The sequence below is a fragment of the Nocardia sp. NPDC060255 genome (assembly GCF_042727395.1).
Lineage (GTDB): Bacteria > Actinomycetota > Actinomycetes > Mycobacteriales > Mycobacteriaceae > Nocardia.
In genome coordinates, this window is the sequence record NZ_JBHXAU010000010.1 from 242,276 (window position 1) to 254,225 (window position 11,950).

Consider the following 11,950-nt stretch of genomic DNA (forward strand, 5'->3'; position numbering starts at 1 on the left):
TCGGGCGACGACCGCGCGAGCGATCAGCAGGAGGTGACGGAAGATGGCGCAGCAAGCGCGTCCGGCGGTGACGCCCCTGGCGATCGCTGTGCTCGCGCTGCTCGAGGAGCAGCCCATGCATCCGTACGAGATGTATCAATTGCTGATCGCACGCCGCGAAGACGCGTTGATCAAGGTGCGCCCCGGTTCGCTGTATCACACGGTGGCGCGGCTGGCCGAGCAGCAGTTCGTGCGGGCCGAAGGGGTCGGCCGAGAGGGAAACCGGCCCGAGCGCACCACCTATCGGATCACCGAGGCCGGTCGCGCCACGCTGCGCAACCGGATCACCGAGATCCTGCGGTATCCCGCACCCGAGTACCCGGTGTTTCCGGTCGCGTTGGCCGAGTCGCACAACCTGCCCAAAGATGATGTGATCGCGTTGCTGGGGGAGCGGGTCGCGCATCTGGAAGCCGAGCTCGCCGAGGTCGCGATGCTGATCGACTGGGCGGGCGAGCGCAAGGTGCCCCGTCGCTACACCATCGTGCTCCCGTATCTGCACGCCATGATCGGCGCCGAGATCGCCTGGGTGAACAGCTTTCTCGCCGAACTGGCGACCGGCGACCTGGCATGGGACGACTTCGATCCGGAGACCGGCGCACGAGCCGCAAAGCACCATCACCACCCGTGGCAGGCCGACAACCCGGACGAGCCGCCACCGACGCCGCACGCGAGGCGGTCGCAGCACCGCCATCCCGATGCCAGGCACACCCCCGTCGTTGTTCCCCCGCTGTCGGGAACCTCCGAGATAGGAACACCGAATCCATGACCACTCAACGCAATCCGTGGCTGGCGCTCACCGCGCTGGTCGTCGGCTTCTTCATGATCCTGCTGGATATGACGATCGTCGCGGTCGCCAACCCGGCCATCATGACCGACCTGCACGCCGACATCTCCAAGGTGATCTGGGTGACCAGCGCCTACCTGCTCGCCTACGCGGTGCCGCTGCTGGTCACCGGCAGGCTCGGTGATCGCTTCGGCCCCAAGAACATCTATCTCATCGGCCTGGCCGTGTTCACCGCGGCCTCGCTGTGGTGCGGACTGTCCGGCACCATCGGCATGCTGATCGCCGCGCGCGCCGCGCAGGGCATCGGCGCCGCGATGATGACGCCGCAGACCATGGCGGTGATCACCCGCACCTTCCCGCCGGACAAGCGCGGCGCGGCCATGGGCCTGTGGGGTGCGGTAGCGGGGCTCGCCACGCTGGTCGGGCCGATCCTCGGTGGTGTGCTGGTCGACGGCCTCAGCTGGAAGTGGATCTTCTTCGTCAACGTCCCGATCGGCATCGTCGCCTTCGCGCTCGCCGTGTGGCTGGTGCCCGCACTGCCGACCAATCAGCACAAGTTCGACATCCCCGGCGTGCTGCTCAGCGGCGTCGGCATGTTCCTTGTGGTCTTCGGCATCCAGGAGGGCAACACCCAGGACTGGTCACTGAAGATCTGGCTGGTGATCGGCGCCGGTGTGCTCGTGCTCGCGATATTCGCGGTGAACCAGGCGCGCAACACCGGCGAGCCGTTGCTGCCGCTGACGTTGTTCAAGGACCGCAACTTCGCCCTGTCCAACACCGCCATCGCCGCGATGGGAGCCACGGTCACCGCGTTCATGGTGCCGTCGTACTTCTATCTGCAGGCGGTGCGGGAGATGTCGCCGACCAAGTCGGCCCTGGTGTTCGCGCCGATGGCCATCGGCACCCTGATCTTCGCGCCGTTCGTCGGGAAGTTCTCCCACCGTCTGCACCCGAGGATCCTGCCGACCATCGGCTTCGCGCTGTTCGCGGTGTCGGTGTTCTGGTTCTCCGCCCTGATGACGCCGGATTCGTCCATCGGGTGGTTCCTGGTGTCGGCGGCGCTGGCCGGCCTCGCGAACGCCTGCATCTGGGGTCCGCTCGCGACGACCGCAACCCACAACCTGCCGGTCCAGCAGGCAGGCGCGGGTGCGGGTGTCTACAACACCACCCGGCAGATCGGTTCGGTCCTCGGCAGCGCGGCGATCAGCGCCCTGATCGCGGCCCGCATGTCCGCGAACGGACTCGGCGGCGGCAAGGTCGCCGAAGGTGGTGCGGGCCAAGGCCCCATCCCCGAATTCGTCAAGGACGCCTTCAGCACCGCCCTCAGCCAGTCCACCCTGCTCCCCGCAGGCATCCTGCTGATCGGCGTCCTCGCCGCCGCCCTCTTCGTCCACCACGGCAAATCCGCCGAGGCCGGCCCGAAGGACAAGCTCGCCAAGGAGGAGTCGCTCGTCGGCTGATCAACGAAAACCACTGCGCCCCACGGACTTTGTCTGCGGGGCGCAGTGCGTTCAGCTGACCTGGATGGTGACGGAGGGGTAGCCGGTGGCGCCGTCGGGGACTACGTCGGCGCGGTCGGCGGTTTGGGTATCGCCGGGGCCGTCGGTGCTGCGGGCGCGGATGGTGTGCTGGCCGGGGGTGGCGTCCCAGTCGTAGGTCCATTGGCGCCAGGTGTCGGGCGACAGGTCGTCGGCCAGGCGGGCGGGTTGCCAGTTGCCGTTGTCGATCTGGACCTCGACGGCGCGGATGCCGCGGTGCTGGGCCCAGGCGACGCCGGCGATGGTGTTGCGGCCCTGTCTGATTCGGCCGCGGGCGCGCGGGACGTCGATGCGGGTGCCGGTCTTGATCGGGCCCATGGCGGACCAGCCGCGGCGGGTCCAGTAGGCGGTGGCGCGGTCGAAGCGGGTGATCTCCAGTTCGGTCACCCATTTGGTGGCGGAGACGTAACCGTAGAGGCCGGGGATCACCAGGCGGGCCGGATAGCCGTGCACCACCGGGAGCGGCTCGCCGTTCATGCCGACGGCGAGCATGGCGTCGCGGCCGTCGGTGAGGACGGACAGCGGGGTGCCCGCGGTGAAGCCGTCGGTGCTGTGCGAGAGCATCATGTCCGCGTCGGGATGCGGACCCGCCTCGGCGAGCAGTTCATCAAGCCGGTAGCCGAGCCAGCGGGCATTGCCGATCAGGTCACCGTTGATGGGATTCGACACACACGCCAGCGTCACCAGCCGCTCCATCACCGGCCGATTCGCCAAATCCGCCCAGCTGAGCCGGATTTCACGATCCACCATGCCGTGAATGCGCAGCGACCAGTCGTCCTTGGACAACTGCGGCACGATCAGCGCGGTGTCGATGCGATAGAAGTCCTCGTTGGATGTCAGGTAGGGCGTCAACCCCGGCACCCGCAGGTCGGCACCCGGCGCGATCGGCACCTCCGGCGCGGTCGGCTGCGGCAACTCCACCGCCGCCCGCTCGCCCGACACATCCCGACGGCTCGTCCCGAGCAGCCGCCCGCCGACCCCGGTGACAACGGCCAGACCGCCCGCTATCAGCAGACCTTGCAACACCTGCCGCCGTTCCGATGCCGCCGCTTCCCGTCCGGCACCGGCCGGGTCGATGGTGACTCCGGAGGTCGAGGCCGCGGGGGCGGATATCATCGTGGGGCCGGTTGTCGCTGCGGATTCGCTTCCGCCGCTCTGGGTTTCGCTCGCCGGTTGACCAGTCGTCGCGTCGGTGCCGAGTGTTTCGTTCGACACCTCGGCGAGTTCCGGCGGTGATGCCGAGCGTTCGGCACGGGCTTTCGCAACAGCCTGGTCGGAAACCTCGACGACCGCATCGATCCGACGGGTCAGCACGCGCAACGCATAAATACCCACGGCGACGCCGACGATGGTCGGCAGCGCACCGGACAGGCTGGTCCGCCCGACCGCGACGAGCGCGGCTACCACGCCGAAGATCGCGAGAATCGTCGAACCCGCTGCGCGCGAGGTGCGTTCGAGCGTGCCCGCCAGTCCGGCGACGACCACCGCGACCACGGCCATGCAGATATACAGTACGGTCTTGTCGCTCGTGCCGAACGTGGTGATCGCCCATTCGCGGAAACCGTCGGGCGTATGGTCCACCACGGTCGCGCCGAGGGCGTTGAGGGGTGCGCTATCGGGGCCGAAGAACGCCGCGAGCAGTTCCGCGACGCCGAGCGCCACTCCTGCCGAAACGATCCCAGCCACCACCCGCAGTCGCAGTTCGGCCATAGATTTGAGCGTACTGCGGTAAAGCCGCAGGAATATGACCATTCCATGACGGTCACTTGCCTGGTCGCGCCCAAGATCATGGGGAACTGGGGTAGTTGGCCTCTCGCGCGATGCCTACCACAATTCCCCATGATCTTGTAAGCGGAGCTATCCAGCGAATTCGTCGGCGAGGGTGTTCCAGAACATCAGCTCGTAGCTTTGGAAGAGGCGGGCGTAGAGGTGGGCTTCGTCGCGTTTCAGCCGTCCGGAGTCGAGCCCGGCCTGGATGGCGCGCAGGGCCTGCTGTTCGATCTCGGGCACGTCGGTGGCGTAGAAGTCGAAGAACGCGCAGGCCGCGTCGTCGAAGCCGTAGTGCTCGCGCATACCGGCGGCGACGTCGCGGCAGTAAGCGCCGAAGGCGGCGAAATTTGCGTAGATTCCCGCGGCGACCGAGGCCGATTCGCCATTCACCGCCAGCCAGGCCACATAGGCCGGGTACGCCTGACATCCTGCCCGCGGCAGTTCGGTCCCCGGATCCGCTCCGGCCACGGCGAACAGCGCCTCCAACATCACCTGCGCCTGCTGCTCACCCGGCGCGAGCATGCCGAAGAACGCACGAGCCTGCGAGTCCGCCGCCCGCGCCGCCATCTCATGAAAGCTCCGCCAGTCGCTCCCGGTGATCCGCCACTCCTCGGTAGCGATCGCCGCGAACACCGCCCGCGCCGCCTTCCCCGAAGCGATCAACGGAACAAGCCGATTGTCCCCATCCCGTGGCGCCAACTCCGCCTGAATCTCATCGAGCAATTTCCTTGCGCCGTCAGTCATCGCTCCCCCGCCTCTCCGCGTCTTCAGGCCAGACTATGTGCCGCGGTAGTGGCGTTGGCGGCTGGCGGTCGACCAGTTGGCCAGGTGAGCCGGTACCCGGCGAGTTACCCATGTTCTCACGAAATCAGGCGTCTGGTCGAGTCGAAATTGCTGTCGGCGAAGGGAACTCGCGTGCGGTGCTCGGGATTGCGATTCAGCTGTAGATCTTCGCTACATCATCCGCATGCTGCTTCATGACAACCGCACGCTTCAGCGACAACTTCGGGGTGAGCTCGCCCGTCTCCTGCGTCCAGTCGATCGGCAGGATGCGGATCTTCTTGATGCCCTCGGCATGCGAGACCTTCTTATTGGTCTCCGCGACCGCGGCCTCCACCTCGGCGACCAGTTCCGGGTTCTCGATCAGCTTCTCGATCGGGGTGTCCTCGGGCACGTTGTGGTTCTTCTGCCAGCTGGGCAGCGCCTCCGGGTCGAGGGTGATCAGCGCGGCGACGAACGGCTGGCCGTCGCCGACCACCATCACCTGGCTGATCAGCGGGTTGGCCCGCAGCGAATCCTCGAGCAGCGCGGGGGACACGTTCTTGCCGCCCGCGGTGACGATGAGTTCCTTCTTGCGGCCGGTGATGGTGACGAACCCGTCCGCGTCGATGGCGCCGAGGTCGCCGGTCTTGAACCAGCCGTCCTGGAAGGCTTCCTTGGTGGCGTCCGGGTTGCCCCAGTAGCCGTCGAACACCACGGACCCGCGCAGCAGCAGCTCGCCGTCCTCGGCGATCTTGGCGCCGTGCCCCTCGATCGGCTTGCCGACCGAACCGACCCGGATGTTCTCCGGCGTGTTCACGGTGATGGCGGCGGTGGTCTCGGTGAGCCCGTAGCCCTCGAAGATGGTGACGCCGACGCCGCGGAAGAAGTGGCCGAGGCGCGCGCCGAGCGGGCCGCCGCCGGAGACCGCGGCGTCGCACTGGCCGCCGAGCGCGGTGCGCAGCTTGCTGTAGACCAGCTTGTCGAACAGCGCGTGCTTGAGCTTGAGCACCAGCCCGGGCCCGCCGTTGTCGAGCGACTCGCTCCACGCGATGGCGGTTTCCGCGGCGGCGTCGAAGATCTTGCCCTTGCCGCCGTCGTGCGCCTTCTGCTTCGCGCTGTTGAACACCTTCTCGAACACACGCGGCACCGAGAGGATGAAGTGCGGCTTGTAGCTGCCGAACTGGTCGACCAGGGTGGACCAGTCGGAGGTGTGCGCGACGGTGACCTTGGCGTCGAACGCGACCAGCGCGACGGCGCGCGCGAAGACGTGCGCCAGCGGCAGGAACATCAGCGTCCGCTTGCCCGGCCGGATGAACGTGCCGAGGGCGATCTGGTCCGACCGGGACTCGGCGTACAGGTTGGCGTGCGAGAGCATGACGCCCTTGGGCCGCCCGGTGGTGCCGGAGGTGTAGATCAGGGTGGCGGGCGAGTCCGCGTTGACCTGCTTGCGCCGGTCGTGCACGGCCTGGTCGTCCAGGTCGGCGCCGCGGCTGATCAGCTCGTCGACGACACCCTTGTCGATCTGCAGGGTCTCCTTCAGGTCCGTCAGCGCGGTCGCGTCGATCTCATCGATGATCGCGCGGTGCTTGTCGCTGTCCACGAACAGCAGCTTGGTGGCGGAGTCCTGCAGGATCCACTTGGCCTGCTCGGCGGCCGAGCTGTCGTAGATGGCGACGGTGCAGCCGCCGACGGCCCAGATGGCGAAGTCGAGTACGGCCCACTCGTAGCGGGTGGGGGCCATGATGGCGACGCGGTCGCCGAGTTCGATGCCCGAGGCGATCAGTCCCTTGGCGACGCCGGTGACGGTCTTCGCGAATTCCGCGGCCGTCACGTCCCGCCAGCCACCACTGCCGTTCGGCACGTTGAACAGCACCGCTTCGGGCGACTGCTCGGCGTGCCGGAAGACGTTGTCGGAATTGTTCGCGTCTTCCGGAATGGTGTAGGAAGCCGGGACTTCGAACTCTCGCATCAGTGCCCTTCCACGTGGGTTTACTCGCCAGTAATCTACGACACCTGGATCAGGGCCGTGAGGTCGACCACCAGAAACGGATCCGTGCGTAACACCCGAGTACGGACCCGCTTCCCAACTATCCTAAGTCCCGGATATCGACCGGCTGAATCGCTTCCCGCAGGAACGCGGCCAGTTCGCTGAGCGCCGCGGCGGCCGGGGCGACCAGCGCGGCTTGCAGTTGCGCGACGTGCCACAAACCCTTGGTCTCGGTGAATCGGACGTGCACGCCCGCCGTACGCAGCGCGGTCACCAGATCGCCGCATTGCCCGTGCAGCAGCTCGTCGACATCGACCTGGACATAGGTCGGTGGCAGCCCGACCAATTCGCCGGTGAGTGGCGCGTAACCAGGATCACTGGAATCCCCGCCGCCGAGGTAGGCCGCGGCGCAGGCGCGCGACCACAGCCGGTTGATCACCAGGTCGCCGGCGCGTTCCGGGATCTGGTTCGGATCGGTCCAGGGCGCGATCAGGCCGAGCGCGGCCGGGGTGTGCCCGTGCCGCGCGATCAGCCGCTGCGCGGTGGCCAGCGACAGACCGCCGCCCGCCGAATCGCCGGAGAGGGCGATCTGGTCGGGCCGGTAGCCCGCGCTTTCCACCAGTTCCAGGAACGCGGCCTCGGCGTCGTCGAGCGCGGCGGGGAACGGGTGCTCCGGGGCCAGTCGATAGTCGAGAACGTAGACGGTGGCACCGGTTTCGTGGGCCAGCCGAGCCGCGAGGGACCGGTGCGTGGCCGGCGAACCGACCGCGTACCCGCCGCCGTGCAGATAGAGCACCGCACCGTTCGGGGTGGCGGTGGCGGTGATCCGCTCGGCGGGCCTGCCGCCCAGCCGAATCCGATCGATGGTGGTGCCCGCGGGCACCAGTTGCGCGGCCGAGCCGACCTCGAGCAGTAGGCGCTGCATCCGCCACGGCGCCCGCTTGTTCAGCGTGACGCGGAAGATCGGACGCAGCACCGCTCGTGCGACGGGCAGCGGAAGATTGATGTCCCGCATGGTTTTCGGTCTCGAATCAGGGTAGGAACGGACGGTTCACGACGGCGGCGATGCGCTGGTAGCCGGAGGCGGTGACGCGGACGAACACGTCGAGCAGCTTGGCCTCCCAGCCGATCAGCACGCGTCCGTGGCCCTTGCGCACGCCCTCGGTGATGGTCTGCGCGGCCATCTCCGGGGTGTGCATGGCCAGCTTCGCGTCGAACATCGAGGCGGCCTTCTTGCCGTCGATGCCCTCGGCCCAGGTGGCGTTGCGCGCGACGGCGGTCTTGATGCCGCCGGGGTGCACGCAGGTGACCTTGACCTTGTGCTTGCCGACCAGCATCTCCTGGCGCAGCGACTCGGTGAACCCGCGCACCGCGAATTTAGCTGCGTTGTAGGCACTTTGGCCGGGCACCGCGATCAGGCCGAACAGGCTGGACACGTTGACGACGTGTCCGTCGCCGGACTCGATGAGGTACGGCAGGAATGCCTTGGTGCCGTTGACGACGCCCCAGAAGTCGACGTCCATGATGCGCTCGATGTCCTTGAACTCGGACTTGATCACGTCACCGTGGTAGGCGATACCGGCGTTGTTGTAGATCTGGTGCACCTTGCCGAAGTGGGCCTTGACCGCATCGGCGTAGAGCAGCACGGCCTCGCGCTCGGCCACGTTGATCCGATCGGACTTGACCTCCGCGCCGAGAGCTTCGCAGCGTCGCACGGTCTCGGCCAGGCCCTCGGTGTCGATATCGGACAGCGCCAGCTTCGCGCCCCGCTTGGCCAGGTTCTCGGCCAGTGCGCGACCGATACCGGAGCCCGCTCCGGTGATCACACAGATTTTGTTCTGGAAGTAAGCATCATTGCTCACTGGACAGCCCCTACTTTCAGATCGGATCGGGTGGTCTCGTACGCGTCCACGTCGAATGACTTGGTGAGCCTACGGAATTCGAAGGTGAAGTCGGGCCACAGCGTGGTGTTGTTGCCGTGCTTGTCCAGGTACCAGCTGGCGCAGCCGCCGTTGAGCCAGACGCTCTTGCTCAGTTTGCGCTGCAGGTCCACGTTGAACTCGTCCTGTACGTCCCGGCGCACCTCGACCGTCTGCAGGCCGAGCTTGTCGACGGTGGCGAGCGCGTCCGCGACGTAGTTGAGCTGCGATTCGATCATGTACACCATCGACGTGTGGCCGAGGCCCACGTTCGGTCCGAGCAGGAAGAACATATTGGGGAAGTTGGCGATGGTCGCGCCCTTGTAGGCCTGCTGGCCGATCTCGTCGAAGACCTCGCTCAGCGTGCGTCCGTCGCGGCCTGCGATGGTGTCGTAGGTCGGCGAGTCGGTCACGTGGAAGCCGGTCGCCACGATGAGCGCGTCGATCTCGCGCTCGGTGCCGTCCTGGGTGACGATCGAGTTCGCGCGCACCTCGGCAATGCCGTCGGTGACCACGTCCACGTTGTCGCGGCTGAGCGCCGGGTAGTAGTTGTTCGAGATCAGCATGCGCTTGCAGCCGATCCGGAAGTTCGGCGTCACCTTGGCGCGCAGCTCGGGATCGCGGACCTCGGCCAGTAGCTTGGCCTTGGCGATCAGCTCGAACGCCTGCATCAGCGGGGGGAACTTGGCGAGGCCGACGACCTGGGTCTCGCGCGCCGCGTAGATGGCCGCGCGGGACAGCCGCTGGAAGCCGGGCACGTGCTTGAAGGCGAGCCGCTCGACCTTGGTGTACGGGCGGTCCAGCCGGGGCAGCAGCCACGGTGCGGTGCGCTGGTAGACGTCGAGGTGGGCGACCTTGTCCGCGATGGCGGGCACGATCTGGATGGACGAGGCGCCGGTGCCGATGATCGCGACCCGCTTGCCGGTCAGGTCGGTGTCGTGGTTCCAGCGGGCCGAGTGGAACAGCTCGCCCTGGAAGTCGTTGATGCCCTTGATATCCGGCAGCGCGGGCTCGCACAGCGCGCCGACCGCGGAGACCAGCGTGTCGGCGACGAAGCTGCCCTTGGACGACTCGATCTCCCAGGTGGCGGTCTCGTCGTTCCAGCGTGCGCTGGTCACGTCGCAGTCGAAGACGTGCTTGTCGCGCACGTTGTATTTCTTCGCCACGCCCTGGATGTACTGCTGGATCTCGCCCTGGCGGGAGAACGAGCGGGACCAGTCCGGGTTGAGCGCGAAGGAGTAGGAGTACAGGTGCGAGGGGACGTCGCAGGCCGCGCCGGGGTAGGTGTTGTCGCGCCAGGTGCCGCCGACGTCGCTGCCGCGCTCCAGTACGAGGAAATCGTTGCGCCCCTGCTGGCTGAGCCGGATGGCCAGGCCGAGTCCGGAGAACCCGCCGCCGATGATGATCGTTGTGACACGGCGGACGGGCCGGTCGCCGACAGCTTTGTCTGTAACCTTGCGACTCATGTATCCGAGCGTAGAGGCTTATTGAGCATCAGTCAACAGTATTGAATCACGTTCAGTAGGATGTCGGTGTGAGTATCAGTCGTTCCGGTTCGGGAGAGACCAAGCGTGTCCGGCTCAGCCCGGACGAACGCCGCCTGCAACTGATCACCCTCGGTGCCGAGATGCTCGCCGAGCGCGCGCTCCAGGACATCTCCGTCGACGACATCGCCAAAGAAGCAGGCATCTCGCGCGGCCTGCTGTTCCACTACTTCGCCTCGGTCAACGAGTTCCACGAGGCCATCGCGCGGCACGTCAGCGCCGAATTCCTGACCGCCACCGCGCCGAATCGCAGCCTCGGGCTGTTCGACATGCTGCGCGACTCGGTGGAGCGCTACGTCGACTACGTCGAGGACAACCGCGCGGCCTATCACGCGATCCTGCGCGGACCGTCGAGCTACAACCCCGGCATGGTCACCTACGTCAACGAATCCCGCAGTGCGATAGCCGAACTCGTGCTCACCGAGCTGCCGATCCCGCCCGACGACCCCGACCTGCCCCGGCTCACCCTCGCCCTGCGCGGGTGGATTGCCTTCGTAGAGGAAACGATTCTCACCTGGATGAGCGAAAAGCCCATTCCTCGCGTGCAACTCATCGACTTGCTGGTGGAATCGCTACCGGCGCTGGCGCTGAGTCCGGCGCTGGCCGCAGCTCTGCGCGGCTGACCGGTTCGACGAAAAAAGCCCGCCCCCACCGGTTTCGGTGGGGGCGGGCTTCTTGTCGACCGGGGTCTCGCCCGGTCAGTTGAGCATTACTGCAGGACCTGCGGGATCACCTGCGGGGCCGTCGCGCCGAGGATCGCACCGATCACCGCGGCGAACACGACGTAGCTGATGCCGCTCGCGATGATGCAGGCGAAGTAGCCGACGATGAACACGATCAGTGCCGGGATGCACAGGACCGCGGCGATGCCGAGGCCGACCAGGGCACCGGCCGCGAGACCGTTGGCGACCGGGTCGTGGTTCTGCGCGTCCGGGTTGGTCGCGATGGGCTTCAGGTCACCGGTGGCGGTGGCCTTGTTCAGCTCAGCAGCAACCTCGGGGGTCACCTGCGGGGTGACGACCAGGGTCTTCCCGTCCTGGGAAATCTGCGGAGCCAGCGCGATCGTGTTGCCCGCCACCGTCTTCATCGACATCGGGAACTCGGTGACCTTCGCACCGGAGGCCGATTCCACCTTCACCGCCGACGAATCCGCGTTCAGGGTGAACTTGCCACTGTTCAGCACCGTGGAGATCGACTTCAGGTCCGGAGACGTGGTGGTCTTGTATTCGACGCCCTGCTCGGCACCCGACGCCACCAGGCTGTCGGCCCACCGAGCCTGCTGGTCCGCCAGTTCGGTCGCGGACGACGTCCCCGCGCTGGCGAGGGTCGCCACTACCGCGAAAGGCAGCACGACCGTGAGGATGTTGCGGCCTGCGCGCATGACAGTCTTATGGAACATTTAGGCTTTCTCTCCCGCCCCCGATCGCTATGGAACGCCTTGTCCCCCAGACGAATCGAAGCGTTGATATTGATCGACAGAGATATTCATATCCGACGAACCTCCGAAATCCGGAATAATGTGACGATCGCCACATCGGATACGACAAGCGCCCCCACTTTTAGGGGCAGGCGCTGCATCGGCTAATCGAGAGCAACGCAAAACGGTG

The 11,950-nt window shown here is 66.8% G+C and carries 10 protein-coding genes; 3 read left to right on the plus strand and 7 right to left on the minus strand.

Annotated elements, in window-relative coordinates:
* The first annotated feature begins 43 nt into the window (after nt 1–43).
* Both ACFWF1_RS20620 and ACFWF1_RS20625 read left to right on the plus strand, forming a co-directional pair.
* Nucleotides 44–805 carry a PadR family transcriptional regulator gene (locus tag ACFWF1_RS20620; RefSeq protein WP_379280729.1) on the plus strand — a complete coding sequence of 254 codons (762 nt, stop codon included), beginning with the start codon at nt 44–46 and terminating at the stop codon, nt 803–805.
* Nucleotides 802–2,283 (plus strand): DHA2 family efflux MFS transporter permease subunit, encoded by a 1,482-nt coding sequence (locus tag ACFWF1_RS20625; RefSeq protein ID WP_379280728.1) that lies wholly within the window; start codon nt 802–804, stop codon nt 2,281–2,283. Before ACFWF1_RS20620 ends, ACFWF1_RS20625 begins: the two co-directional genes overlap by 4 nt.
* 51 nt (nt 2,284–2,334) lie before the next feature.
* On the opposite strand, the gene ACFWF1_RS20630 is transcribed toward ACFWF1_RS20625, so the two are convergent.
* The 6 genes from ACFWF1_RS20630 to ACFWF1_RS20655 form a co-directional block, all read right to left on the minus strand.
* Entirely contained in the window at nt 2,335–4,071 is a 1,737-nt protein-coding gene (locus tag ACFWF1_RS20630; RefSeq protein ID WP_379280727.1) for a molybdopterin-dependent oxidoreductase, read from the minus strand.
* Nucleotides 4,072–4,218: 147 nt separating this feature from the next.
* Nucleotides 4,219–4,875 (minus strand): hypothetical protein, encoded by a 657-nt coding sequence (locus ACFWF1_RS20635; protein ID WP_379280726.1) that lies wholly within the window; start codon nt 4,873–4,875, stop codon nt 4,219–4,221.
* A gap of 193 nt (nt 4,876–5,068) precedes the next feature.
* A complete protein-coding gene (locus tag ACFWF1_RS20640) occupies nt 5,069–6,862 on the minus strand; it encodes an AMP-dependent synthetase/ligase (protein ID WP_379280725.1) in 1,794 nt (597 codons plus the stop codon).
* 118 nt (nt 6,863–6,980) lie between these two features.
* The gene (locus ACFWF1_RS20645) at nt 6,981–7,895 is read right to left on the minus strand and encodes an alpha/beta hydrolase (RefSeq protein WP_379280724.1); all 915 of its coding nucleotides are present in this window, start codon (nt 7,893–7,895) and stop codon (nt 6,981–6,983) included.
* Nucleotides 7,896–7,911: 16 nt separating this feature from the next.
* Entirely contained in the window at nt 7,912–8,742 is an 831-nt protein-coding gene (locus ACFWF1_RS20650) for an SDR family NAD(P)-dependent oxidoreductase (protein ID WP_379280723.1), read from the minus strand.
* Nucleotides 8,739–10,265 (minus strand): flavin-containing monooxygenase, encoded by a 1,527-nt coding sequence (locus ACFWF1_RS20655; protein WP_379280722.1) that lies wholly within the window; start codon nt 10,263–10,265, stop codon nt 8,739–8,741. Before ACFWF1_RS20655 ends, ACFWF1_RS20650 begins: the two co-directional genes overlap by 4 nt.
* A 74-nt stretch (nt 10,266–10,339) precedes the next feature.
* Between ACFWF1_RS20655 and ACFWF1_RS20660 the strand changes: the two genes are divergently transcribed.
* Nucleotides 10,340–10,966, plus strand: coding sequence for a TetR/AcrR family transcriptional regulator (locus ACFWF1_RS20660; protein WP_379281198.1), 627 nt, complete (start codon nt 10,340–10,342; stop codon nt 10,964–10,966).
* Nucleotides 10,967–11,052: 86 nt separating this feature from the next.
* On the opposite strand, the gene ACFWF1_RS20665 is transcribed toward ACFWF1_RS20660, so the two are convergent.
* A complete protein-coding gene (locus ACFWF1_RS20665; RefSeq protein WP_379280721.1) occupies nt 11,053–11,742 on the minus strand; it encodes a hypothetical protein in 690 nt (229 codons plus the stop codon).
* Between the last annotated feature and the right edge of the window lie 208 nt (nt 11,743–11,950).

Excerpts from the sequence above, each read along its gene's own strand:
- ACFWF1_RS20645 (WP_379280724.1), bottom strand. The coding sequence starts at position 7,895 with ATGCGGGACATCAATCTTCCGCTGCCCGTCGCACGAGCGGTGCTGCGT.
- ACFWF1_RS20665 (WP_379280721.1), bottom strand. The coding sequence starts at position 11,742 with ATGTTCCATAAGACTGTCATGCGCGCAGGCCGCAACATCCTCACGGTC.
- ACFWF1_RS20625 (WP_379280728.1), top strand. The coding sequence starts at position 802 with ATGACCACTCAACGCAATCCGTGGCTGGCGCTCACCGCGCTGGTCGTC.
- ACFWF1_RS20655 (WP_379280722.1), bottom strand. The coding sequence starts at position 10,265 with ATGAGTCGCAAGGTTACAGACAAAGCTGTCGGCGACCGGCCCGTCCGC.
- ACFWF1_RS20620 (WP_379280729.1), top strand. The coding sequence starts at position 44 with ATGGCGCAGCAAGCGCGTCCGGCGGTGACGCCCCTGGCGATCGCTGTG.
- ACFWF1_RS20630 (WP_379280727.1), bottom strand. The coding sequence starts at position 4,071 with ATGGCCGAACTGCGACTGCGGGTGGTGGCTGGGATCGTTTCGGCAGGA.
- ACFWF1_RS20640 (WP_379280725.1), bottom strand. The coding sequence starts at position 6,862 with ATGCGAGAGTTCGAAGTCCCGGCTTCCTACACCATTCCGGAAGACGCG.
- ACFWF1_RS20635 (WP_379280726.1), bottom strand. The coding sequence starts at position 4,875 with ATGACTGACGGCGCAAGGAAATTGCTCGATGAGATTCAGGCGGAGTTG.